Here is a 23,880-nt window from a genome sequence, read left to right on the forward strand (position 1 = left end):
GCTTTCGGTATGGGGCCCCGTCAGGGCCATACGGTGTGGCTACCCTCACGGCGGCGAGGGCATGCCGGTGTGCCGCCTGCGCGGCACCGTCCGCGCCTGGTTGGCCCAGGTCGCGGCGCACCGAAATTATAGGCGTCCGCCGTACCACCTCCCGAGTTTCGTCCCTGACACCCGCCGGAGGTGATCATCCCGTCCCCCGGAGAGCCGGTCACCACCGAGCGCCGAGTTCTCGCGCCCGGCGAGCCTGGATCGGCCGTCGTACCCTCTCGCGCCGGAAAGGTAGGGCCCGCTAGCGTCCGTGACGGTGCCTTTTGCCCCGCGTGGTGCCCGTCCGAGCTGGAGGTTTTTGCATGTCCGACGCGTCCCCGACCTTCGAGATCCTCGATGAACGTTTCGCCTCATGCGTCAAGACCAGTGCCCGACTCGAGAAGCTCTACGAAGGGTGCCGGTGGGCGGAGGGACCGGCCTACTTCGCGGCGGGACGCTACCTCGTCTGGAGCGACATTCCGAACGACCGCCAACTCCGGTGGGACGAGACCAGCGGCAAGGTCGGCGTCTTCCGCACGCCGGCGGGGTTCTCCAACGGCAACACGGTCGACCGTCAAGGCCGCCTTGTCAGCTGCGAACACGGCAACCGGCGCGTCACCCGGACCGAGCACGATGGATCGGTCACCGTCCTGGCGGACACGTTCGAGGGCAAGCGGTTCAACAGTCCCAACGACGTCGTGGTCCGTTCCGATGACTCGGTGTGGTTCACCGATCCGGCGTACGGCCTCGACAGCGACTACGAGGGCCACCGGGCGGAGAGCGAGATCGGCGCCTGCCATGTCTACCGGTGGGATCCCGCGACGGGGGAGGTGCGGATCGTCGCCGACGACTTCGTACGCCCTAACGGGCTGGCCTTCTCGGTGGACGAGCGGCGCCTCTACATCTCCGACACCGGTGCCACGCACGCGGCCGACGGGCCGCGACACATGCGCGTGTTCGACGTCTCCGACGATGGTGCGTCGCTGTCGGGAGGTGACGTCTTCGCGGTGTGTACGGAGGGCCTCTTCGACGGGTTCCGGCTCGACGACGGCGGCCGCATCTGGGCCAGCGCGGGTGACGGTGTGCACTGCTACGACCCGGACGGCACCCTGATCGGCAAGGTGCTGGTGCCCGAGACCGTCGCCAACGTGGAGTTCGGCGGCCCACGGTGCAACCGGCTCTTCATCTGCGCCACGACGTCGCTCTACGCCGTACTTCTCCCGGTCAACGGCGCCCCACGCCTCTAGGAGCTGAGCTCGCCGACGCCGCCAGCCACGTCAGGAGTGCCTGCGAGTGCCGGTGGAGCCCGCGCGGAGTCCGGCTGCGTCTCCGGCCGCAATGCGGTGATTGCCGTGAAAGTACCGGCGGAAGCGAGCCTGAGCGCCGGCAATACCCGAACCCCGTCATAGGCTTGGGGGTGGAGGCAGGTTGCTGACGAGGAGGTCAGCATGGCGCTCGCGATCGTCCTCACGGTCTTGGCGTTCGTCGTGGTCGGGCTCGCGGCCAGCGTCCGCGTCGTACGCCAGATCGAGCGAGGCGTGGTGTTTCGTCTCGGCCGGGTCCAGGACCACCTGCGGACCCCTGGGGTGACGGCGATCATTCCGGTGGTGGACCGGCTGCACAAGATCAACATCCAGGTCGTGACGATGCCAGTGCCGGCCCAGGAAGGCATCACTCGCGACAACGTGACCGTGCGAGTCGACGCGGTGGTCTACTTCCGCGTCGTGGACCCGATCCGGGCCTGCGTCGAGGTGCAGGACTACACGTTTGCGGTGGCCCAGGTCGCGCAGACCTCCCTGCGTTCGATCATCGGAAAGAGCGAGCTCGACGACCTGCTGTGCAACCGTGAGCGGCTCAACGAAGGGCTCGCGCTGATGATCGACAGCCCGGCCGTCGGGTGGGGCGTCTCGATCGACCGGGTGGAGATCAAGGATGTCGCCCTGCCGGAGACGATGAAGCGGTCGATGTCACGCCAGGCAGAGGCCGAGCGCGAGCGGCGGTCGCGGATCATCACCGCTGACGGGGAGTTCCAGGCTTCGAAGAAGCTTTCGGCGGCCGCGGGTGCGATGTCGGACACGCCGGCCGCGCTCCAACTACGACTGCTCCAGACGATCGTGGAAGTCGCAGCGGAGAAGAACTCCACCGTCGTCCTGCCGTTCCCGGTGGAACTCCTGCGTTTCCTCGACAAGGCAGCGGGCGGTCTCGTCGAGCAACGGTCCAAGGGGGCTGACACCACAGCGAACGCGCTCGAGAAAGGCGCACATGTGCCCCGACCGTCGCAGGAGCGCACACGGACGGGGGAAGCCGTGACGGAGCCGGCGCCAACCTCGCGAGGGACTGGATGAGGGCGCCCCTCAAGCGAGCGCCCGTTGGATGAGGGCCACCCTCACACCAGAACGCCGAGACACCGACGCCCCGGACCGCACTCCTACCAGGGGTCGGCGCCGAGCAGCCTGCGTCCGAGTGACGTGAGCGGTGCGGGTTGCGTACGCGCCTCCTCGATCCGGCGCGGGTCGCCGGGGAACGGTGACCCGCCTTCGGTCGGTGCCCGGTTCTCCCGCCACACGGTGACACGGTGGTCGCGGTAGTCCTGCTTCTCGTCGTCCGTGGGTGCGGGACCCATCGAGATGTACTGTGCGAGCCGCGGTCGGTCGGAGGTGTTGTGTCCGTTTCCGTGCGGTAGCAGGTTGGTCCAGATCACCATGTCCCCGGCACTCAGCGGGATCTTGGTGACCTCGTAGCCGGAGAGGTCCGGCACCCGTGAGCCGTCCTTTGGTGGATGGCGTTCGAGGTAGCCGGCGAGATCCTGGTAGATCTCCGGTACGCACTGGAAGCCACCCATCGCCTCGTCGGTGTCGACGAGCGCCAGCACGCCCTGCACCCGGAACGGCACGTCGGGGTACGCCGCGATGTCGGCATCCCAGTGGATGAATCCCTTGTGGTCGTAGTCCGGATGGTCCGGATGCACCGGCGGCTTGAGGTTGGCCCGGTCGAGACTCACCCACAGCCGCTCGGTGCCGAAGATCTCTGCGAAGACCGCGTGGACCCGTTCGTGCTGGCGCGTGTTCCACATCGAGGCGTAGTGGTACATCTCGATCATGCCGGTAGGGGCGACGATGCCCTTTGCGTACCACGACTCCGGGTCGTCGGGCCGTGCCCCTGTGTGCCGCCAGATGTCGGCGACGACTGCTTCCGTCGCCGCGCGCGGTACGACGCCTTGGACGACGACATAGCCCTGCGACTCGATCGTGGACCGCAGGTCGGTGCTGAGCTGGCTCATGCGCACTCCTCCGCTGGCGCGTTCCCTCTCTGCGCCCTCCGAGTCTGGCAATGCCCGTACGTCGTCGCCATCGGCCAGCGCACGGGCGGCCGCCTTCGGCCGCGCAAGGGAAAGCTCAGGCCTTCTGCAACTGGGGGCGCTTCTGGCACCTGTGGAGGTCCGGGGGAGGAGTCGCGCGCCTACCGCAAAGACAGCCCACCCGGGATAGCTGCCGCGGTGGGCGCCTGCAGACCAATGACCACGTTGGGTATGCCTGTGGTACCTGGAACATGCATAGACGCCTGGCACAGGTCCACAGGCATACCCAACGTGGTCATTTGCGGCGCAGGCCGGCAGCATCAGCGCGTTGGTGTCAGGCTCACGGGCCGCCCCGCCTGTCACCAGCCGCGGGCGATCCACTCCTGCAGGTGCGGGATCTCCGAACCGACCGTCGTCGTGTCACCGTGCCCGGTGTAGACGACCGTCTCCAGCGGCAGCGTGAAGAGTCGGTCGCGGATCGACGCGATGATCGTCTCGAAGTCGGAGTACGAACGACCGGTCGCACCGGGTCCGCCGGCGAACAGCGTGTCACCGGTGAACACCGCGTCGAGGTCACGTGCCCGCAGGCTGACACTGCCGGGGGAGTGGCCGGGGGTGTGGAGGGCGCGGATCTCGACACCGGCGACGGTGAACCGCTGGTCGTCGGAGAGCTCGCCGCCGGGTGCCATGTCGGGATAGACCGTGTCCCACAGCATCCGGTCGCCCGGGTGCAGCCAGATCGGCGCCTTCGTGGCGTCCCAGAGATCCCCGGCGGCGCTGATGTGGTCGTTGTGTCCGTGCGTACACACGATGGCGGTCACGTCGCGGTCGCCGACCGCGGCGAGGATGGCCGGAGCGTCGTGGGCGGGGTCGACGACCAGCACCTCGCTGTCGTCGCCGACCAGCCAGACGTTGTTGTCGACCTCCCAGGTGCCGCCGTCGAGGCTGAAGGTCCCCGACGTGACCACCCGATCGATGCGCGCCCCGCCGGCGCCGGAGATGCTGGGCGTGCTCACTTGATCACCACCACGGAACGCAGGACCTCTCCGGCGTGCATCTTGTCGAAGGCCGCTTCCACCGCGTCGATACCGATCTCCTCGCTCACGAAGGCGTCCAGGGGGAGCCGCCCTTGACGGTACAGGTCGATGAGCATGGGGAAGTCGCGGGAGGGCAGGCAGTCGCCGTACCACGACGACTTGAGCGCGCCGCCACGGCCGAAGACGTCGAGGAACGGGAGCTCGATCGTCATCTCCGGGGTGGGTACGCCGACCAGGACGACGGTGCCGGCGAGGTCCCGGGCATAGAACGCCTGCTTGTAGGTCTCGGGCAGGCCGATCGCCTCGATGGCGAGGTCGACGCCGTTTCCGCCGGTGAGCTCGCGGATCCGCTCGACCGCGTCCTCCTGCCGGCCGTTGACGGTGTGGGTGGCGCCGAGCCCCTTGGCCCACGCGAGCTTGCGGTCGTCGACGTCGACCGCGATCACCGTGGTAGCTCCACCGAGGACAGCGCCCGCGATCGCCGCGTCGCCTACGCCCCCGCAGCCGAAGACGGCCACCGAGTCGCCGCGCTGGACGCCGCCGGTGTTGAGGGCGGCGCCGAGGCCGGCCATGACCCCGCAGCCGAGCAGCCCCGCGACGGTAGCTGGCGTCTGCGGGTCGACCTTGGTGCACTGGCCGGCGGCCACGAGCGTCTTCTCGGCGAAGGCGCCGATGCCGAGGGCCGGCGAGAGCGGGGTGCCGTCGGCGAGGGTCATCTTCTGGGTGGCGTTGTGGGTGGCGAAGCAGTACCACGGCCGGCCGCGGCGGCAGGCCCGGCACTGGCCGCAGACGGCCCGCCAGTTCAGGATCACGAAGTCGCCGGGGGCGACGTCGGCCACGTCGTCACCGACCGCCTCGACGATCCCGGCCGCCTCGTGCCCGAGCAGGTAGGGGTAGTCGTCGCCGATGCCGCCCTGCTTGTAGTGCAGGTCGGTGTGGCAGACCCCGCACGCCTGGATGCGAACCAGCGCCTCGCCTGGGCCCGGGTCAGGCACGTGGATGGTCTCCAGGGTGACAGGGGCGTCCTTCGCTCGGGAGATGACAGCGGTGACCTCGGGCATGGGGGCACTCCTTCGGGCCTCGGGCCGGCGACGTTACTCGTGCTCGGGTGGGATCCTTCCAGCATTGGGCCACGCGTGGGAAGGGTGGTGTCGACACTCCGAGATCGCTCCGCCACCGGGGGTCTCCACGCCACCGGAAAGGTCCGCCGCTGCGGGCACCCTTCCCCGCAGCGGCACCTCCTTCACCGCGAGGAGGGCGAAGAACGCCAGCAGCACAAGGGGTACGGCGAGCAGATAGATCCGGTCCAACCCGATCGTGAACCCCTCCCGGATCGCCGTACGCAGCGGTTCGGGCAGGGCACCGATCTCGGCAGGTGTACCCAGGTGCGAGGACAGGGAGTCCTCCGACGGCGCCCGGGCACCACGCCTGGCCAGGACCTCGGGAATCGACGCGGTGACGCCCGAGGTCAGGATCGCGCCGAACAACGCCACGCCGACGGCCCCTCCCATGGAGCGGAAGAACGTCGACGACGACGTGGCGATGCCCAGGTCGCGGACCTCGGAGGTGTTCTGGACGGCGAGAACGAGCACCTGCATCGTCAGGCCGAGCCCACAACCGAAGACGGCCATGTAGGCGCAGACGGCCACCAGGTCGGTGTCCGCGCGCAGGGTCGACAGCAGGGCCGACCCGGTGGCGACGAGGAGCAGCCCGACCAGCGGGAAGACCTTCCAGCGCCCCCACCGGGTGATCGCGCGGCCGCACACCATCGACACCGACAGCATGCAGATCACCAGCGGGATGGTGAGCAGGCCCGAGACGGTGGGGCTCTTCCCGCGAACGACCTGGAGGTACTGCGGAAGGTAGATCATCGCGCCGAACATCGCGACCCCCACCAAGAACGCCGCGATCCCGGTGAGGCAGAACGTCGGACTGCGGAACAGCCGCGGCGGCAGGATCGGCTCGGTCGCCCGTCGCTCGACGAGCACCGCAAGGACCAGGCTCACCAGGCTCACCAGCACCAGCGCGGCGGACCATGGCGAGACCCAGGCGAACTCCTGTCCGGCAAGGGAGAGCAGCAACAGCAGTGCCGACGCCGACGCCGTGATGAACATCGCACCGAGCCAGTCGATCCGGGTTTTCCTTCGTACGAACGAAAGATGCAGGGTCTTCTGCAGCACCAGGGAGGCGACGACGGCGATCGGGATACCGACGTAGAAGCACCAGCGCCAGCCCGGACCGTCGACGAGGAAACCGCCGATGAGTGGACCGGCCACGGTGGCGACGCCGAACGACGCACCGAGATACCCGGCATAGCGACCGCGCTCTCGAGGGCTCACGATGTCGGCCATGATCGTCTGCGACAGGGCGATCACGCCGCCCATGCCTACGCCCTGTGCGGCGCGGGCGGCGATGAGTTCGCCCATCGTCTGCGAGAGGCCGGCGAAGAGCGAGGTCACGACGAAGACCGCGATCGCGATCTGCATGAGCGGTTTGCGGCCATAGAGGTCGGAAATCTTTCCCCACAAGGGGGTTGAGACCGTGGTGGTGAGGAGAGTGGCGCTCGCGACCCAGGCGAGTTGGTCCTGGCCGCCGAGATCGCCGACGATCGTGGGGAGGGCGGTGCCGACGACGGTCGCTGAAAGCGAGGTGACGAAGAGGCACAGCAGAAGGGCCCAGACGATCTCGATGATCTGCTTGTGGCTGAACGAAGGCCGTTCAGTGCTTTGTGGAGTTGTGCCAGATGTAGTTGTGGTGGGCGGTTCTGACGCAGGTTGTGAGCCGGTCGCGCTCATCCGGTGGTCAACGCTCCTGTCGTGAGGCGAAAGCGATCTGGCCCACCCAAGAATATACTTGCCACATACAACTGTCTCGTCTCGTACCGTTGCTGGCCTCGCGCCGGAACACGGCTCGGCGGATGGTCCGCGAAATGGACAATGCGTCCGCCGCGGGAGCTAGGCTCGCCGCGATGCCGGATCCGGACAACGAGAGGAAGGCTTCGCGCGTGGACGCATTCGTACGCCTGCAGGTCGACAACGGCATCGGCACGATCAGGTTGGATCGACCGCCGATGAACGCGCTCGACACGGCGATGCAGGAACAGATCCGGGCGGCCGCTGCCGAAGCCACCGGGCGTGCCGATGTCGCCGCGGTTGTTCTCTACGGAGGCGAGAAGGTGTTCGCCGCCGGGGCGGACATCAAAGAGATGATCGACATGTCCTACTCCGACATGGCGATCCGGTCCCACGGGCTCACGTCGTCGTTCGACGCGGTGGCGCGGATTCCGAAGCCGGTCGTGGCCGCGATCAACGGCTACGCACTCGGCGGCGGCTGTGAGCTTGCTCTCACCGCGGACCACCGGGTGGCGGCGAGCACGGCCAAGCTCGGCCAGCCTGAGATCAAGCTCGGCATCATTCCGGGCGCGGGCGGCACCCAGCGACTTGCCCGCCTGGTGGGACCGGCCAAGGCGAAGGACCTGATCTTCACCGGGCGTCTCATCGACGCTCAGCACGCTCACGCGATCGGGTTGGTCGACGAGGTGGTCGAGACCGATCCAGCTGCCGAACCCGACACGGCGGGCGCGTCCGTCTACGCCGCCGCGCGGGCATGGGCGGCCCAGTTCGTCGGCGGGCCGGCGCAGGCGTTGCGGGCGGCCAAGGCCGCGATCGACCACGGCCTCGACGTCGACCTCGCCACCGGCCTCGAGATCGAACGCCAGAACTTCGCCGCGCTCTTCGCGACCGAGGACCGCCGGATCGGCATGTCGGCGTTCGTGGAGAAGTCCACACCGACCTTCACCGGACGCTGAGGAGGACCCGATGGCACGCTCCGAGCACTCGAGGTCCACGGGCGGTCCCACGCCCAATCCCAACCCCAACGCCAGCGCCGAAGAGGTCGAGGCCGCCTGGGGCGATCCCAAGCTGGCCAACGTCCTCTATCACGACTGGGAGGCGCAGACCTACGACGACAAGTGGTCGATCTCGTTCGACGAACGCTGCATCAGCTATGCCCGCGACCGGTTCGTCGCCGTCGCGGGTGCGGCCGGCTGGCCCTACGCGACGTCGCTCGAGGTCGGCTGCGGCACCGGCTTCTTCACGCTGAACCTCAAGCAGGCTGGCGTTCTGGACGCCGCGCACGTCACGGACCTCTCGCCCGGCATGGTCGAGGCGACCAAGCGCAACGCCCGCCGGCTGGGCTTCGAGGTCGAGGGCCGGGTTGCCGACGCCGAGGGTCTGCCCTACCCCGACGAGACGTTCGACCTCGTGATCGGGCACGCGGTCATCCACCACATCCCCGACGTCGAGGAGGCGTTCCGCGAGATGCTGCGGGTCCTCAGACCGGGGGGCCGGTTCGTGATCTGCGGAGAGCCGACGCGGTACGGCGACCGCGTCGCCCGCAAGCTGTCCCAGGCGACCTGGTGGGCGGCCACGCGGGTGACCCGGCTGCCGGCCCTGCGCGAGGCGTGGGCGCGGCCCCAGGAGGAGCTCGACGAGTCCTCCCGGGCCGCCGCGTTGGAGGCGGTCGTCGATCTGCACACCTTCGATCCCGACACCCTCGCGCGGATGGCCGCGCGGGCGGGCGCGGTGGACGTGCGTACCGTCACCGACGAGCTGACCGCGGCATGGTTCGGCTGGCCGGTCCGCACCTTCGAGCACGCGGTCAAACCGGGGCGCCTGGGGTGGGGCTGGGCGAGCTTCGCCTACCGCAGCTGGCGGCGGCTCTGCACGGTCGACAGGTGGTTGAAGCCACTCGTCCCGGACGAGTTGTACTACAACGTGTCGATCACCGGCGTACGACCTTAACGGGAGATTTCGTGCGCTACCGGTCAAACAGGGACCATGGTCACAGGGCGCTCACCCGTGGTACCGTCCTCGGCGGTCGTTCGTCGTTTCGACAAGACGTACGTCGAAGTGTGCAATGTGCGCCGGTGACAGCCTCCTGTGACCGGCCGCGTCAAACTCTTCGTCCGCGGGATTCGACACGCGGGGATAGGACCCCCGTGGCGACTCGGTGCTCGTGAGGTTCGGGCACTGCACCAACGTCTCCGCGAGGGGAAATCAGGAACATGGCGCAAGGGACCGTCAAGTGGTTCAACGCTGACAAGGGCTTCGGCTTCATCTCCGTCGACGGCGGTCAGGACGTCTTCGTCCACTTTTCCGCGATCGTCGCCGACGGCTACCGCAGCCTGGACGAGGACCAGCGGGTGGAGTTCGACGTCGTGCAGGGCCCGAAGGGTCCGCAGGCCGAGAACGTCCGCACTGTCTGACCACGTTCGCGTGATCTGAGTTAGGCCACCAGAGGAGCAACTGCTCTTGGTCAAGGGCCCGCGGGATTCCTTCCCGCGGGCCCTTGCTCATCTCGGCTGCTCATCTCGGGCACCCGTCGAAGCCGAACCTGCTTTTGGCACGACGCACTCGTGTCGGGTGCACGTGTGGCGTGCCGGCGTCGTAGGGTCGGATGCCGTGCGACGCCGCGTCCGAGATCCGCGCCAGGCCAGGTTCCTCACCCTCGCCAGCCTGCGTTGGGTCATCCGCCATCGCGCCTTCACGCCGTACCACCTGGTGCGCTACTGGCGCTTTCTGCTGCTGCGGATCAGGCATCGCGGTGTCATCACCGAAGGGTTCGTTTTCCTCGGTCGGCGGGTGGATCTGCAGGTACGCAAGGGATATGGACGTCTGGTGCTCGGGCGCTTCGTCCACCTGGGCGACGGCACCAGATTGCACGCCCACGAGGGAACGCTCCGGGTCGCAGACAAGTGCGTGTTCGGCCGCGACGTGACGGTCAACTGTTATCTGGACATCGAGATCGGCGCCGCGAGCCTGATCGCGGACTGGTGCTACGTCGTCGACTTCGACCATGTGACGAGTGACCTCGCCGCTCCCATCAAGGACCAGGGCCTCGTCAAGTCGCCCGTACGCATCGGGCCGAACTGCTGGCTGGGAACGAAGGCGACGGTTCTCCGCGGAAGCTTTGTCGGGACGGGTGTCGTGGTCGGCGCACACGCGGTGGTGCGCGGCGAGATACCCGACTACGCGATCGTCGCTGGTGTGCCGGCGCGCTTCGTGAAGGACCGACGTGCTGTCCACGCGGCGGAGGCGAGTCACCGGGAGTATCTCGAAGGTCTGGCCCGGGGCGCGGAAGAGGCGGCGGCGAAGGCCCGCGGGGTCGGCGGACCGTAGGTCGCTCGCCGTGGGCTGGGCACCGCGGGTCAGGGCCGGGTGGCGCCGTGGTCCGCAGGGCCGCTGACGGTGGGGTCGTGGAGGGTCGGGTCGTTGACGATGGTCTCGTGGACGGTGGTGTCGGAGTCCGTGCTCCCGTTCGGTGCGGGCAGGACGACCCGCAGCGCATCACGAAGCGCGTCTGTCTGGTCCGCGTTCATCGCCTCGATGAAGTAGACGAGGGCGGCCGCCGGATTCTCCGCCGCCGACCACGCCTCGTGCATGAGCGCGGCGGTGTAGGACTCCCGGGACATGACCGGCGAATAGCGGTAAGCCCGACCATTGGTCTCGCGGCGCAACCACCCTTTGCGGAAAAGCTTGTCGAGAACGGTCATCACGGTGGTGTGGGCGAGACTCCGGTCAGGCAGCAACGCTTCCCGAACCTCGCGCACCTGAACCGGGTGGTCGGCCGCCCACACGCGCAGCATTACCTGTTCTTCGAGCTGTCCAAATCGGGGCATCCCGCCATCCTTTCCCGCAGGTTGGGCGGAAATGTGTCGGAGACACCTCGGATCATCGGGCAGAGATCCGACGTGTCCTTGATGGATAACGTCCGAGTGCTGTGATCCGTGTCACGCCACAAATATTCCTCCTACGGATCATCGTACGGATGCTCGCGGGTTCGACGCCGATTCGTACTTCGCGGATAAATCCCGTTATCGACGCATCCCGCCAACCAGGCATGGACGAACTACCTAGCCCGGCCAGGCGTGACATTGCACCTGCGTGAATTGCGGCCGCGGCTTTTCGGTGCCGCGGCGCTCGACTTTAACGCACGTATTTCCACTCCGACTACGAGCGGGAATCGTAGGTGCGCACCAGCGCAGGGCTGGCATGGCGAAAAGTCCTCTGTTAGGACTGTCCGCGGCCGGTGAGCGGAATTCGGCACCAACGTCGGTGTCGACGTGCGTGCATCTCTTCTCTCACCCGGCCAGAGAAACAGAGTCCGCCTGGGCGCCTGCACACCGGGGGCGCGGTCGAAGACCGCCGATTCATTGGCGACCCCACGCCCACCGCTGGGCACGGCACATTTCGTCTCGAAAGGGCGAACAGGTGTGCCGTCTACGTTTTCGAGGTAACCGTTGTGGAGTCCTTCTTGCGGCGTATTCGCACTCTGTGGACATTTCGTTGGCGCAAGATTCCGTTGACGATGGTGGCGACGGCACTCGCGGTGTGCGGTGCCGGTGTGGGAACGGCTGTGGCGGTCGGTGGAACGTCCGCGACACCGCAGCCGGCCGCTGCCTCGGGCACGGGGGAACGTGCCGCGGGGGCGGATGTCCACCTCGCCCGCGATGCTGCTCGCGCCCGGGCCGCTCGCGAGCGGGCCGGACGTTCGAGGGCCGACGCGAAGCATGCGGCATCCAAGGTCGCGGCGAAGACGGCCGCGGCGACGAAGGCGGCAGCGAGGAAGGCGGCAGCGAGGAAGGCCGCGGCGAAGAAGGCGGCAGCGAGGAAGGCGGCAGCGAGGAAGGCTGCCGCGAAGCGTGGGGCGGTGAAAGCGGCCAGGAAGCCTGACTGGGTCCTTCCGGTGGAGTCGTACCACCTCACCGGTCGCTTCGGGGCAAGCGGAAACCGTTGGGCGTCGTCGCACCACGGGCTGGACTTCGCGGCGCCGAGCGGCACACCCATTCGCGCGGTGGGCTCGGGAGAGATCATCGCGTCCGGGTGGGACGGCGCCTACGGCAACAGGATCAAGGTGCTGCACCCCAACGGCACCGTCACGCTCTACGGCCACATGTCACGCTTCGAGAGGTCATCCGGCAGCGTCGACGCCGGCACCGTGATCGGCTACATCGGCGCGACCGGCAACGCGACCGGACCACACCTGCACCTCGAGGTACGCCCGGACAACGGTGGTCTCTACGACACGATCGACCCCGAGGACTGGCTGGAGGACAAGGGCCTCGACCCGTAGGCCACGCGGAGTCCCCGGAGGTGGTCGGTTCTGACATCTGACGGCGTCGCGAGGGTCCGTGAACCGGCTTGGTGCCCTACCCTCGAGGTGTCGTCGAGGGGAGCGGCCGTGCCGGACAACGCGCGCAGCACCACAGCAGACAGCAACGTGTCAGCAGAACCCACCACCGCCGAACCAGCGCCCGCGCCTGACGAGGCGGCGCAGGAGGCTTCGGCGGCACTGTCACCGTCAGCACCGTCACCGTCAGCACCGTCATCGGGGCGTGCGGACGGCCGGCGTACGCCGGGGGACCGGAAGCGCCCGACCGGCTCTCTGGTCGGGAAGGTGCGCGAGATGGTGGCGACCGTGGTCTTCGCGGTCGCCGTGCTGGCGGCCCTCGTCATGGCGCTCGGCGCGATCCTCACGGCGTTGGAAGCCAATCAGGACAACGAGATCGTGGCCGCGGTCCTGGGCTTGGCGGGCCGGCTCGACGGGCCGTTCGCAGACGTCTTCACCTTCGCCGACGCGATGAAGCAGACCCTCGTCAACTGGGGGATCGCCGCGGCGGTCTACCTCGTCGTCGGACGCGTCGTGGAGCGCGTCGTCCGCCCCTGACCGTCCTCAGGAGGAGACGTTCGCGACCGACAGCAGGTCGAGCGCGGCGTCGAGGTCGGCGCCTTCGCCGATCCCGGCTCGCAGGTGAAAGTCCTCGTCGACGAGGCTGGTGACGAAGGCCGCCAGCTCGGGCGACCAGTCTTCGGGCGGATCGGCGAGCTGGGCCTTGACGAGGTCGCCGTGTCGGTGCTCCCAGGCGAGGATCCGTTCGCCGTGGTGGAGACCGGCGACCGTCGTCGACTCGAGCCCGGCCCGTTCCAGCAACGCGCGAAGCTCACTGCCGACGAGCTCATGTGCGTGGCAGATGTTCCCCGGTGGGAACGTCAACCGGTTCGGTGTGGAGAGCACGATGCGCCCGCCTGGCCGGGTGACGCGGACGCACTCGGCGAGGAACGCCGGCTGGTCCCACAGGTGCTCGATCGTCTGCAGGCTGACCACCGCGTCGAACACGTGCGAGGCGTACGGCAGCGCCACGAGGTTGCCCCGCAGCACCGGGACGTCCGGATAGGTCCTGCGCACGTGTGCCGTCACGTCCGCGTCGTAGTCGAGTGCGGCCACCCGGGCTCCGGTCGTACGCCGTAACAGGTCCGCGCCGTAGCCCTCGCCAACACCCGCGTCGAGCACCCGCCAGGACGGTCCCGCCCCCGCCGCGAGGAACTGCTCCGCCACCCAGTGGTAGACCACCTCGTGTCGGCGGAACCAGTAGTTCTCGTGCCAGATGCCAGGCATGGTGCGTTCACCTGTCAGTGGCAGCGCGTCGGGGGAGGCCATGAGCCCGCTCACCAGCTGTGCACGGTGCCGTCGGTCAACCGGTTCACCGGAAGGTAGGCCGGTTGGTACGGATAGCGGGCCGCGAGCTTCTCGTCGATGTCGACGCCGAGCCCGGGTTCCTCACCGGGATGCAGGTAGCCGTCGGCGAACCGGTAGCTGTGCGGGAACACCTCGTCGGTCACCTCGGCGTGGGGCATGTACTCCTGTAGCCCGAAGTTCGGGATGGCCACGTCGAGGTGGAGCGCCGCGGCCATGCACACGGGCGACAGGTCGGTCGCTCCGTGCGAGCCCGACCGCACGTGGTAGAGCGCGCAGTAGTCGAAGATCCGCCGCAGGTGGGTGATCCCGCCCGCGTGGACGACCGTCGCGCGGACGAAGTCGACGAGTTGTTCGGCGACCAGATGCTGGCAGTCCCAGAGCGAGTTGAAGACCTCGCCGACGGCGATGGGTGTCGTCGTGTGCGTCCGGATCAGCCGGAATCCTTCCTGCAGCTCGGCCGGGACCGGATCCTCCAACCAGTGCAGGGCGTAGTCCTCGACCCGCTTGCCGAGCCGCGCCGCCTCGATCGGCGTCAACCGGTGATGGACGTCGTGCAACAAGGTGAGATCGGGCCCGAACCGGTCTCGGACCGCCTCGAAGAGCTGGGGAACGTGGGTGAGGTACCGCTGGGTGGACCAGGTCGCCTCGACCGGGCGCGCACCGGCACCGGCGGGTTCGTACGGCGTCGAACCCTTGTGCACGCCGTACATCTTCTCGATGCCGGGAATGCCGCACTGCACCCGGACCGCGCGGTAGCCGAGGTCGACCAACCGCGCCACGTCGTCGACGGCCTCAGCCACCGACTCGCCGTTGGCGTGGCCGTAGACCGTGACGCCTTCGCGGCTGCGGCCGCCGAGGAGTTGGTAGACGGGCAGGCCGGCGAGCTTGCCCTTGATGTCCCACAAGGCGGTGTCGACGGCGGCGATCGAGGCCATCGTGACAGGACCGCGCCGCCAGTACGCGCCCTTGTAGAGGTACTGCCAGGTGTCCTCGATCCGCTGGGCGTCCCGTCCGATCAACAGGGGGCAGACGTGGTCGCGGAGATAACTCGCGACGGCGAGCTCGCGTCCGTTGAGCGTCGCGTCACCCACGCCGGACACGCCGTCGTCGGTACGAATCTTCAGGGTGACGAAGTTACGGCCCGGACAGCTGACGATGACACTGGCGTCGACGATTGTCGTCATTTCGGCGGTGCTTCCTTGACCTCGGCCACGAGTTGCGTGGGGTTGACGAACCTCAGGGCGATCAGGAGGAGGACCAGCATCGACCCGGTGTAGATGACCGCCATCGCGTCGACGGACTGCTGCGCGCGGATTCCCGCCGCCGAGATGGAGTAGTACAACGCCACGACCAGGGTCTCCGACCCTGGACCTGCGGTGAGGAAGGTGAGTTCGAACATCCCGACAGACCGCACGAGTACGAGGATGCACGAGGCGAGGATCCCCGGTGCGAGCAGGGGACACAGGATGCGGATCAGGACGTCCCACGTCGTCGCTCCACACATTCTGGCCGCGGCCTCGATGTTGGGGTCGATCTGCTCGATGAACGGCGTGAGCACCAGGATGAGGAACGGCACCGAGGGGACGAGGTTGGCGAGCACCACACCGATGAGCGTCCCCGCCAGGTGGTACTTGTAGAGCGCCGTCGCGAGCGGCACGCCGTAGGTCATCGGCGGGATCACGATCGGCAGCAGGAACGCCAACATCACCAGGCGCTTGCCGGGGAAGTCCCGCCGGGCCAGCACGTAGGCCGCCGGCACCCCGATCAGCGCCGACAATCCCACGACCGCGGCGGAGACCTCCAGCGTCACCAGGAGCACGTACAGCAGCCCGAACTCCTCCCACGCCTGGGTGTACCACTGCGTGGTCCAGCCTTCCGGGAGCCAGGTGTCGAACCACCGGGTGGCGAAGGAGCTCGCCAGGACGGCGCCGAAGACGCCGACCAGGTTGACGAGGAAGAAGCCGACGATGCCGAGGACCAGCCAGCCGAGCGGACTGGCGACGAGACGGCGCCGCTCGCGCTGCGGCGGATGGAAGTCGGACCGCTCCTGACGCCGGGCGGAACGGCGTTCGGCCCGCTCCCGGCGCGCCGTGGCGCGGATCGCTGCCGTACTGCGCGTGACCATCACACCCGTCCCCTCGTCGCACCGCGGTAGAGCCGGGAACGCCAGACGAGGATCGCCGCGATGACGACGAACTCCACGCCGCCCATGACCATCGTGATCGCCGCCGCCATGGTGTAGTCGTACTGCTCGAACGCCGCCTGGTAGGCGGCGATGGCGATGACGCGGGTCTCCCCGGCGGGCTCACCGACGAGCACGGCGGAGGGGAAGACCGAGAACGCGAGAACGAAGTTGAGGCAGAACACGATCGCCAGCCCGGGCGCGAGCAGCGGCAGCGTGACGTGGCGGAAGCGTTGCCAGCGACCGGCACCGAGCGTGGCGGCGGCGCGTTCGAGTGTCGGGTCGATGCCGGTGAGATAGGAGAGCGTCAACAGAAAGGCGAACGGGAAACCCGTGATGACGAGGGAGAAGAACACGCCCCAGTAGTTGTGGATCAGCTGCAGGGGTTCGTCGATGAGGCCAAGCGTGCGCAGCGTGCGATAGAACCACCCCGTCGGCCCGAGGTAGGTCAACAGCCCTTCCGCGGTAAGGACCGTGCCGAGGGTGACGGGCACGACGAGCAGCGTGGTGAGCGACCTCTTCCCACGGAATCGACCGCGCAGCCGGTACGCGACCGGAACGGAGGCGAGGACGTTGACTGCCGTCGCCGGGATGGCCAGCCACAGTGTCGTGGCAACTGTGTCGCGCAGGTGCCGGTCTGCCCAGAACCGCGCGAAGTTGGCGAACCTGCCGCCGGTCTCCGGCTGGAACGACAGCCCCACGCCATAGAGGAACGGATAGACGAACAGCACACCGAAGAACAACGCGGCGGGGATCAGCAGGAGCAGCACCCGGTCGATGCCGTGCTCGGCCAGCCGGTGGCGAAGGGCCGGCTTGCCGCCGGTGTCGTCGTCCACATCGATGGTCAGCTGCTCGTCGTGGGTCACCGGTGGCGTCCTCGGGGCGTGTCATCGCGGGTCCCCGACGGATAGACCAGGAGGCGTTCCGGCCGGATCGTCACCTGAACCCGGTCGCCGGGCGCCAACCGGTGCGGGGTCAGCAGGTGGATCCGGGTGCCGTCCGGTGTCCGACCTTCGACGGCGAGTTCGCGTCCCTGGTATTCGCAGACCTCGACGCGGACTTCGATGCCGTTGTGGACGCCCCACTGGTTGGTCGGGGATTCCACCCCGGGTGCGCCCGGGGGAGAAGTCGGAACGTCGCCGGTCTGGCCCTGGCCGGCCTCATGCCCAGGCGAGGATCCCTGCCCCTGACGGCCTTCGGGGGACGGCGCCCGTTGGGCTCCCCACGCGGGTTGTGGACCGCGCGGATCGCCGCCCGGCCGGACGACCACCAGGTCCTCGGGCCGTGCCATCGCGACCACCGGGTCGCCGACCGTGAGCCGGGCCTGTGCGGCGCCATGCAGGGCCCATCCGTTCCCCGCCACGAGGACACCGCCGCGCCCGTCGATCGCGTGGACCCGTAGCTCGAAGTCGTTGCGGTAACCCATGAAGTTGGCGACGTAACGGTTGGCGGGCTGGCTGTAGAGCTGCTCCGGCGTGCCGATCTGCTGTGTGCGCCCCTCGCGGAGAACGACCAGCCGGTCGGCGAGCGACAACGCCTCCTCCTGGTCGTGCGTGACGTAGATCGTCGTCAACCCGAGCCACTGGTGTAGACCGCGGATGTCGGTACGCATCTCCAGTCGGAGCCGGGCATCGAGGTTGGACAACGGTTCGTCCATCAGCACCAGCGCGGGTTCGAGCACGATCGCCCGTGCGATCGCCACCCGCTGCTGCTCGCCGCCGGAGAGTTGGTCGGGCAGCTTGTTCGCGTGCTCCTCCAGGCGTACGAGCGCGAGGGCGTCGTTGACCCGGCGCTTGATCTCCGCGTCGGGAATCTTGCGCATGGCAAGGCCGAAGCCGATGTTCTTGCGTACGGACATGTGCGGGAACAACGCGTAGTTCTGGAACACCATCCCGAAGCCGCGCCGCTCCGAGGGAACGGTGTCGATGCGTTCGGCGTCGAGCCAGATCCGGCCGCCGGAAAGCGGCAACAGACCGGCCAGGCAGTTCAGCGCCGTCGACTTGCCGCACCCGGACGGGCCGAGCAGGGCGATGAACTCACCCGCCTTGATGGTGAGGTTGAGCCGGTGGAGTGCGGTGTAGTCTCCGAACCGGCGCGACACGCGTTCGAGGGTCAGGCCTTCGAACCCGTCGGTCCGAGCGTCGGTACTCATGACTCCTTGACTTTCGACCCGCCGATGAGGCGGTCCCACTTGTCGAACGCCTTGACGAGTGCGTCGGCGTCGAGCGGTGTCTCGGTGGGGTGGTCGGCGATGAGCTGGTCGTATTCGGGGCGGCCGAACTCCTCGAGGATCTTTCGGCTCGCCGGCGGTGCCATGTCGAGAGTCACGCCCTTGACCGCCGCACCGAACAGGAACGTGCCGTCGTCGTAGATCTTCGCCTGCTGCTCCACGCTCAGCATGTGGTCGAGCAGGAGCAGGATCGCCGCCTGTTTCTGCACGGAGACGCCGTGGGGTACGACGGCGTAGTGGGCGTCGGTGATCCAGTGGAAGCCGTCGAGCGCAGCGATCTCGACTTCCTTGGGCACCGTGCCCAGCACCCTCGGGTTGATGTCCCACCCGGTCGTCGACGCGATGAGGTCGACGCTGCCGTTGCCGAGGTTCTTCATCGTCTCGGTCGTACCGGACGGGTAGTACTCGATGTACTTGTCGAGTTCCTTCAGGTATGCCCAGGTCCTGTCCCAGCCCTTCACCGGGTCTTTCGGGTCCTTGTCGCCGAGGATGTAGGGCAGCCCCATCAGAAGCGTCCGGCCCGGACCGGAGTTGGCGGGTCGGGCGTACATCATCCGGCCCGGGTGTTCCTTCGCCCACGCCAGCAGTGCGTCGGCGTTCGTGGGCGGACTGGGGACCTTCTCCGGGTTGTACTCCAGCAGCGGGCCGGACGGGTCGTACATCACGACGGCGCCGTAGCCCTGGGCCAGCCACTGCATCTTGCTCGCCGCGGGGAGATAGTCGTTCATGTGTGTCAACCGCATCTGGTGTTTGGGCACCAGTGGCATCCAGAGTTCCTGGGAGATCCCGGCCGCCAGGCCGTCGTTGCCGGTGAGGACGAGATCGATGTTGACCCGCCCGGCGTCCTGCTGGGCCCTGATCTTGCCGGTGAGCTCGGGCGCGGGTGACTTGGAGTAGGTCACCCGGCTCACGATGTCCGGGTTCTCCTCGACGAACTCGTCGATCATCGGTTGGGTGAACTGCAGGTCGCCGGCGACGTCGAGGATGTTCAGCGTGACCGGCTGGGCCGGCCTCGCGGGAACCTCGACCTCCCTGCCTCCCGTCATACTGCTGAAGCCCGCTCCTGGTGGTGGCTCGGGTGCGCCACAGGCGATGAGCACGAGAGCCGCGCCCAGTCCTGCGGCGACGTACCGAACTGCACCACTCACGATGGCAGCCTTCATGGCAGCGTCTCTCCTTCGCCGGCGAGCATTGCGGTGACGAGCGACACGAAGTCCATGGGAAACGGGTTTCCCGAAGACGACCACAGCGGGCGTTCGACGGTCAAGACCCCACTTTTCACACCAACCGGACACGTGGAGTCGCGACCACCCCCGGCATGACCCCCGGGCCGACACGCGGGGCAAGGCCAGGCACGACCTCGCTGCCCCGCTGTGGGGTGAAGAGCATAGTCCCCGGACGAACCGGCGCAATCCACACCGGAACGGTCCTGTTTCGGCCCAGGGCCGGCGGACTGCCACACGACTCGACGGCGTTGTGTGGACGAGACTTGAGAGGTCGCTCCTTCCATGGCGGCAGCGGCGACAGTCCTCGTAGCGACGACGAGAGGGGTACGCCTGTGGGCGGTACCAGTGCCACCACTTCCACCACACCGGGCACACCGGCCGGCGACGCGTTCTTCACCAGCCTCAACCCCGGTGCGCTCGGTATCAGCCCGGGCTTCGAAGCGGCGGTGGAGCTCGCCGGCGAGTTCGGTTTCGGCGCGGTCGACCCGGACGCCCGCTACCTCGGGGAGCAGCCCGAAGCCGAGCTGTCGAAGGTGGGCGAACGCCTGGAGAGCGCGGGTCTGCGTTGGGGATCCGGTGGCGTGCCGGTCGACCTCACCGGTGATGCGGCGAAGTTCGCGGAGCAGCTGTCGGGTCTTCCGGCGTACGCGGCGACGCTGGCGGCGGCAGGCGTCGAGCGCGCGGGTACGTGGATCCGGCCGATGAGCGACGCGGTGACGTACCGGCGCAACTTCGCCCGGCACGTCGAGCGGGTCGGCCTCGTCGACGAGATCCTGAGCGGTGCGGGGATCAGGTTCGGGCTGGAGTACGTCGGGCCGAAGACCTTCTGGTCGACCGAGCTCTACCCGTTCGTCCACACCCTCGCCGAGGCGCGCGAGCTGCTGGCGGCGGTGGGAAGTTCGAACGTCGGCCTCATCCTGGACACCTTCCACTGGTACACCGCTGGCGAGACGGCCGACGACCTGCGCGGACTGACCGCTGACCAGGTGGTCGCCGTGGACCTCAACGACGCGCCGGTCGGCCGTGAACGCGACGAGCAGATCGACGGCCAGCGAACCCTCCCGGGAGCGACCGGTGTCATCGACCTGGCGGGTTTCGTCGGCGCGCTGCGCGACATCGGTTATGCCGGGCCGATCAAGGTCGAGCCGTTCAACGCGGAGCTTCGGGCGCTGCCGGTCCGCGATGTCGTGGCGAAGACGGCGGACTCCCTCTCCTCCGTCCTCTGACCCTCGCCCGGCTCCTCGTCGCGCGAACGGCTCCCGGCGTCCGCCGGGGGGGCGGCAAATGACCACGCCGAGCAGGTCTGTTGCACCCGGGACAGGTGCCGACGCCTCGTGAGGGTCCTGACGCCTGCTCAGCGTGGTCATTGCACCGCGCCGAGGCACCCACACGTCCCCGTGGCACGCTGGTTGCCGCCTAAGCTACTGACGGGTAACGTCTCGCTGGTCGGGTTCGGGTCCAAGGTGTTCGCTCGAGTGCGTTCGCCAGGAGCGGCGAGCCTGGCAGGCTGGTAGCCACGCGAGCGCCCGCGACTCGCGGGGTGTTCGTTCAGCCGCGTAAGCGCCCGGAGCGAGTGAGGAGCCGGACCGGAGCATGAAGATCGTCGTCTGTGTGAAGTACGTCCCCGACGCCACAGCGGACCGCACCTTCGACCCTGGCGACAACACCGTCGACCGGGTGAACGTGCCCGGCCTGCTCTCCGAACTCGACGAGCACGCGATCGAGGCGGCGTTGACGCTCGCCGAGGCCGGTGATGCCGAGGTCACCGCCCTGGCGGTCGGCCCGCCCGACGCCGCCGCCGCGGTGAAGAAGGCCCTGCAGATGGGCGTGGACGCCGGCGTCCACGTCGCCGACGACGCGGTGCACGGTTCGGACGCGGTGGCCACCTCCCTGGTGCTCGCGAAGGCGCTGGCGAAGATCGGCGAGGAGGGTCCTGTCGACCTCGTCCTGTGCGGCATGGCCTCGACCGACGGCGGCATGTCGGTCGTTCCCGCGATGCTCGCCGAACGCCTCGACCTGCCGCAGGTGACCTTCGCCGCGAGCGTCGAGGTGGGGGAGGGCGGCGTACGAATCCGCCGGGACGGCGAGACCGCCACCGAGACCGTCGAGGCGTCCCTGCCGGCGGTCGTCTCCGTCACCGACCAGGCCAACGAACCCCGTTACCCGTCGTTCAAGGGGATCATGGCGGCGAAGAAGAAGCCGGTGCAGACCTGGAGTCTCTCCGACGTCGGCATCGACCCCGGCGAGGTCGGGCTGGGCGCGGCGAGGACGGCGGTCGCGTCGTACACACAACGCCCACCACGTCAGCAGGGCACGGTCGTCACCGACGACGGCGACGGCGGTCGGGCACTCGTCGGCTTCCTGGCCGAGCAGAAGTTCGTCTGAAGCACGCGCGCGGAAAGAGATAGGGGAAGGCTTCCGGCATGGCAGAGATCCTCGTCCTCGTCGACCACAGTGACGGCGCCGTCCGCAAGACGACCACCGAACTGCTGACGATCGCCCGCCGCCTCGGCGATCCCGCCGCGGTGTTCATCGGCAGCGGGTACGAACGCGCAAAGGACACCCTGGCGAGCTTCGGCGCCCAGAAGGTCTACCTCGCAGAAGACCCCGAGCTGACCGACTACCTCGTGGCACCCAAGGCGGAGGCTCTCGCCCAGGTGGCGGAGCGCGCGACGCCCGCCGCGATCCTGCTGACCTCCAGCGCCGAGGGCAAGGAGATCGCGGGACGGCTCGCGATCAAGCTCGACGCCGGCGTACTCACCGACGCGGTCGACGTGGTAGCCGGCGAGAACGGCGGCGGGCCGGTCGCCACCCAGTCGGTGTTCGCCGGCAACTACACCGTCGAGGCGAAGGTCACCCGCGGCACGCCGATCATCACGGTCAAGCCCAACGCCGCCACCCCGGAGCAGGCGCCTGCGCAACCGGTGGAGGAGAAGCTCGACGTCGCCGTGTCGGACCAGGCGAAGACGGCCCGGGTCGTCGAACGCACGGCACGCACCCAGACCGGCCGGCCCGACCTCACCGAGGCGGCCATCGTCGTGTCCGGCGGCCGTGGCGTCGGGTCGGCGGAGAACTTCGCCGTCGTCGAGGCACTCGCCGACGCGCTCGGTGCCGCCGTCGGGGCGTCGCGGGCCGCGGTCGACTCCGGGTGGTACCCACACGCCTACCAGGTGGGGCAGACCGGCAAGACCGTGTCGCCGCAGCTGTACGTCGCGGCCGGCATCTCCGGCGCCATCCAGCACCGGGCGGGCATGCAGACCTCGCGGACGATCGTGGCCGTCAACAAGGACGCCGAGGCGCCGATCTTCGAGATGGCCGACTTCGGTGTCGTCGGCGACCTGCACACGGTCCTGCCCCAGGCGACGCACGAGATCACCGAACGCAAGGGCTGACCGGCACACCTGGGTCGCATACCCGCCGCCGAGCGGGTACGGTCGAAGGCAGTGACGCGGGGTGCCCGTAGATCGTCCGGGCTGAGAACACACCCGTGGAACCTGATCCAGATCATGCTGGCGAAGGGACGTCGCGATGCCCGCAGCCGATGCTGCTGTGAAAGCTGACGACATGGCCGACGCGCTCGAGCGGTTGCGCGTCCAGACTCCACTTGTGCACTGTCTCACCAACGTTGTCGTGGCCGGATTCACCGCCAACGCCCTGCTCGCCGCAGGGGCGGCCCCGGCGATGGCTGACGCGGTGGAGGACGCCGACGTGCTCGCCCGAGCGGCCGGCGGAGTCCTCGTCAACATCGGGACCGTCACGGCGGCATCCGCCGACGGCATGCGGGCCGCCGTGGTCGCGGTGGGTGACGCCGGCGGTCGCTGGGTACTCGACCCGGTGGCCGCGGGTGCGTTGCCCTGGCGGGCGGCCCTGGCTGCGGAGTTGACGGAGCTGTATCCCCCTGCGGTCGTACGTGGAAACGCCTCGGAGGTCCTCGCACTCACCGGAGAGCTCGGCGGTCGGGGGGTCGACGCGAGTGCCGGACCGGACGACGCGGCCGCGGCGGCCACCGCGATCGCCGGCAGGTTCGGCGCGACGGTCGCCGTGAGTGGGGCTGTCGACCTGATCACCGACGGCGAGCGGACCGTCCGTGTCGAGAACGGCCATCCCCTGATGACGAAGGTCACCGGCGTCGGCTGTGTGCTCGGCGCGCTGGCGGCAGGGTTTCTCGCAGTCGTCGACGATCCTCTTCTCGCCACCGTGACGGCTACCGTGTTCCTGACGCTGGCGGCCGAGGACGCGGTGGCGCGGGCCGACAAGCCTGGTTCGTTCGCGGTGGGTTTGATCGACGAGTTGGCCACCGTCGACGGCGACCGTATCCGTACCGGCGCAAGGCTGCGTTGACA

At 68.5% G+C, this 23,880-nt stretch carries 23 protein-coding genes and 1 riboswitch; of the genes, 12 read left to right on the forward strand and 11 right to left on the reverse strand.

Annotated elements, in window-relative coordinates:
* The first annotated feature begins 350 nt into the window (after positions 1-350).
* Positions 351-1,274 carry an SMP-30/gluconolactonase/LRE family protein gene (locus tag ABNF93_RS04195; RefSeq protein ID WP_349326181.1) on the forward strand — a complete coding sequence of 308 codons (924 nt, stop codon included), beginning with the start codon at positions 351-353 and terminating at the stop codon, positions 1,272-1,274.
* A gap of 201 nt (positions 1,275-1,475) precedes the next feature.
* Positions 1,476-2,372, forward strand: a complete 897-nt coding sequence (locus ABNF93_RS04200) for a slipin family protein (protein ID WP_349326182.1) — start codon at positions 1,476-1,478, stop codon at positions 2,370-2,372.
* A gap of 83 nt (positions 2,373-2,455) precedes the next feature.
* On the opposite strand, the gene ABNF93_RS04205 is transcribed toward ABNF93_RS04200, so the two are convergent.
* From ABNF93_RS04205 to ABNF93_RS04220, 4 genes are all read right to left on the reverse strand, one after another.
* Complete coding sequence (locus tag ABNF93_RS04205) at positions 2,456-3,307, reverse strand: phytanoyl-CoA dioxygenase family protein (RefSeq protein WP_349326183.1); 852 nt, start codon at positions 3,305-3,307, stop codon at positions 2,456-2,458.
* A gap of 377 nt (positions 3,308-3,684) precedes the next feature.
* Positions 3,685-4,341: an MBL fold metallo-hydrolase gene (locus tag ABNF93_RS04210; RefSeq protein ID WP_349326184.1), complete on the reverse strand. Its 657-nt coding sequence runs from the start codon at positions 4,339-4,341 to the stop codon at positions 3,685-3,687.
* Positions 4,338-5,423, reverse strand: coding sequence for an S-(hydroxymethyl)mycothiol dehydrogenase (locus ABNF93_RS04215; RefSeq protein WP_349326185.1), 1,086 nt, complete (start codon positions 5,421-5,423; stop codon positions 4,338-4,340). Before ABNF93_RS04215 ends, ABNF93_RS04210 begins: the two co-directional genes overlap by 4 nt.
* 33 nt (positions 5,424-5,456) lie before the next feature.
* On the reverse strand, positions 5,457-7,157 hold the full coding sequence (locus ABNF93_RS04220; RefSeq protein WP_349326186.1) for an MDR family MFS transporter: 1,701 nt from the start codon (positions 7,155-7,157) through the stop codon (positions 5,457-5,459).
* Positions 7,158-7,330: 173 nt separating this feature from the next.
* Between ABNF93_RS04220 and ABNF93_RS04225 the strand changes: the two genes are divergently transcribed.
* From ABNF93_RS04225 to ABNF93_RS04240, 4 genes are all read left to right on the forward strand, one after another.
* Positions 7,331-8,170, forward strand: a complete 840-nt coding sequence (locus ABNF93_RS04225) for an enoyl-CoA hydratase/isomerase family protein (RefSeq protein WP_502877532.1) — start codon at positions 7,331-7,333, stop codon at positions 8,168-8,170.
* 10 nt (positions 8,171-8,180) lie between these two features.
* Positions 8,181-9,164, forward strand: a complete 984-nt coding sequence (locus tag ABNF93_RS04230; RefSeq protein ID WP_349326187.1) for a class I SAM-dependent methyltransferase — start codon at positions 8,181-8,183, stop codon at positions 9,162-9,164.
* Positions 9,165-9,427: 263 nt separating this feature from the next.
* Positions 9,428-9,628: a cold-shock protein gene (locus ABNF93_RS04235; RefSeq protein ID WP_092656270.1), complete on the forward strand. Its 201-nt coding sequence runs from the start codon at positions 9,428-9,430 to the stop codon at positions 9,626-9,628.
* 196 nt (positions 9,629-9,824) lie between these two features.
* Positions 9,825-10,541: an acyltransferase gene (locus tag ABNF93_RS04240; RefSeq protein WP_349326188.1), complete on the forward strand. Its 717-nt coding sequence runs from the start codon at positions 9,825-9,827 to the stop codon at positions 10,539-10,541.
* 29 nt (positions 10,542-10,570) lie between these two features.
* Here the strand turns inward: ABNF93_RS04240 and ABNF93_RS04245 are convergent, their stop codons facing one another.
* Positions 10,571-11,041, reverse strand: a complete 471-nt coding sequence (locus ABNF93_RS04245; RefSeq protein WP_349326189.1) for a BlaI/MecI/CopY family transcriptional regulator — start codon at positions 11,039-11,041, stop codon at positions 10,571-10,573.
* Between the two features lie 623 nt (positions 11,042-11,664).
* Here ABNF93_RS04245 and ABNF93_RS04250 point away from each other — a divergent pair.
* Positions 11,665-12,495: a M23 family metallopeptidase gene (locus ABNF93_RS04250; protein ID WP_349326190.1), complete on the forward strand. Its 831-nt coding sequence runs from the start codon at positions 11,665-11,667 to the stop codon at positions 12,493-12,495.
* Positions 12,496-12,603: 108 nt separating this feature from the next.
* The gene (locus ABNF93_RS04255; protein ID WP_349326191.1) at positions 12,604-13,089 is read left to right on the forward strand and encodes a hypothetical protein; all 486 of its coding nucleotides are present in this window, start codon (positions 12,604-12,606) and stop codon (positions 13,087-13,089) included.
* A gap of 6 nt (positions 13,090-13,095) precedes the next feature.
* On the opposite strand, the gene ABNF93_RS04260 is transcribed toward ABNF93_RS04255, so the two are convergent.
* From ABNF93_RS04260 to ABNF93_RS04285, 6 genes are read right to left on the reverse strand one after another with little or no spacing between them, the layout of a single operon-like run.
* On the reverse strand, positions 13,096-13,872 hold the full coding sequence (locus ABNF93_RS04260; RefSeq protein WP_349326192.1) for a class I SAM-dependent methyltransferase: 777 nt from the start codon (positions 13,870-13,872) through the stop codon (positions 13,096-13,098).
* Positions 13,869-15,083, reverse strand: coding sequence for a D-mannonate dehydratase ManD (gene manD / locus ABNF93_RS04265; RefSeq protein ID WP_349326193.1), 1,215 nt, complete (start codon positions 15,081-15,083; stop codon positions 13,869-13,871). The genes ABNF93_RS04260 and manD overlap by 4 nt, the downstream gene beginning before the upstream one ends.
* Complete coding sequence (locus ABNF93_RS04270) at positions 15,080-16,024, reverse strand: ABC transporter permease (protein WP_349326194.1); 945 nt, start codon at positions 16,022-16,024, stop codon at positions 15,080-15,082. The genes manD and ABNF93_RS04270 overlap by 4 nt, the downstream gene beginning before the upstream one ends.
* Positions 16,024-16,947: an ABC transporter permease gene (locus ABNF93_RS04275; protein WP_349326195.1), complete on the reverse strand. Its 924-nt coding sequence runs from the start codon at positions 16,945-16,947 to the stop codon at positions 16,024-16,026. The genes ABNF93_RS04270 and ABNF93_RS04275 overlap by 1 nt, the downstream gene beginning before the upstream one ends.
* The gene (locus ABNF93_RS04280) at positions 16,944-18,233 is read right to left on the reverse strand and encodes an ABC transporter ATP-binding protein (protein WP_349326196.1); all 1,290 of its coding nucleotides are present in this window, start codon (positions 18,231-18,233) and stop codon (positions 16,944-16,946) included. The genes ABNF93_RS04275 and ABNF93_RS04280 overlap by 4 nt, the downstream gene beginning before the upstream one ends.
* Positions 18,230-19,474 carry an extracellular solute-binding protein gene (locus ABNF93_RS04285; RefSeq protein ID WP_349326197.1) on the reverse strand — a complete coding sequence of 415 codons (1,245 nt, stop codon included), beginning with the start codon at positions 19,472-19,474 and terminating at the stop codon, positions 18,230-18,232. The genes ABNF93_RS04280 and ABNF93_RS04285 overlap by 4 nt, the downstream gene beginning before the upstream one ends.
* A gap of 395 nt (positions 19,475-19,869) precedes the next feature.
* On the opposite strand from ABNF93_RS04285, the gene ABNF93_RS04290 reads away from it, so the two are divergent.
* The 4 genes from ABNF93_RS04290 (at position 19,870) to thiM (ending at position 23,878) form a co-directional block, all read left to right on the forward strand.
* Entirely contained in the window at positions 19,870-20,763 is an 894-nt protein-coding gene (locus tag ABNF93_RS04290; RefSeq protein WP_349326198.1) for a sugar phosphate isomerase/epimerase family protein, read from the forward strand.
* Positions 20,764-21,130: 367 nt separating this feature from the next.
* Positions 21,131-21,922 carry an electron transfer flavoprotein subunit beta/FixA family protein gene (locus tag ABNF93_RS04295; protein ID WP_349326199.1) on the forward strand — a complete coding sequence of 264 codons (792 nt, stop codon included), beginning with the start codon at positions 21,131-21,133 and terminating at the stop codon, positions 21,920-21,922.
* Positions 21,923-21,960: 38 nt separating this feature from the next.
* Positions 21,961-22,929: an electron transfer flavoprotein subunit alpha/FixB family protein gene (locus ABNF93_RS04300; RefSeq protein WP_349326200.1), complete on the forward strand. Its 969-nt coding sequence runs from the start codon at positions 21,961-21,963 to the stop codon at positions 22,927-22,929.
* Positions 22,930-22,976: 47 nt separating this feature from the next.
* Positions 22,977-23,075, forward strand: a riboswitch (TPP riboswitch).
* Positions 23,066-23,878 (forward strand): hydroxyethylthiazole kinase, encoded by an 813-nt coding sequence (thiM, locus tag ABNF93_RS04305; RefSeq protein WP_349326201.1) that lies wholly within the window; start codon positions 23,066-23,068, stop codon positions 23,876-23,878. (Overlaps the previous riboswitch by 10 nt.)
* Positions 23,879-23,880 lie beyond the last annotated feature (2 nt).

The sequence above is a fragment of the Actinopolymorpha sp. B9G3 genome, from assembly GCF_040120725.1.
GTDB lineage: Bacteria > Actinomycetota > Actinomycetes > Propionibacteriales > Actinopolymorphaceae > Thermasporomyces.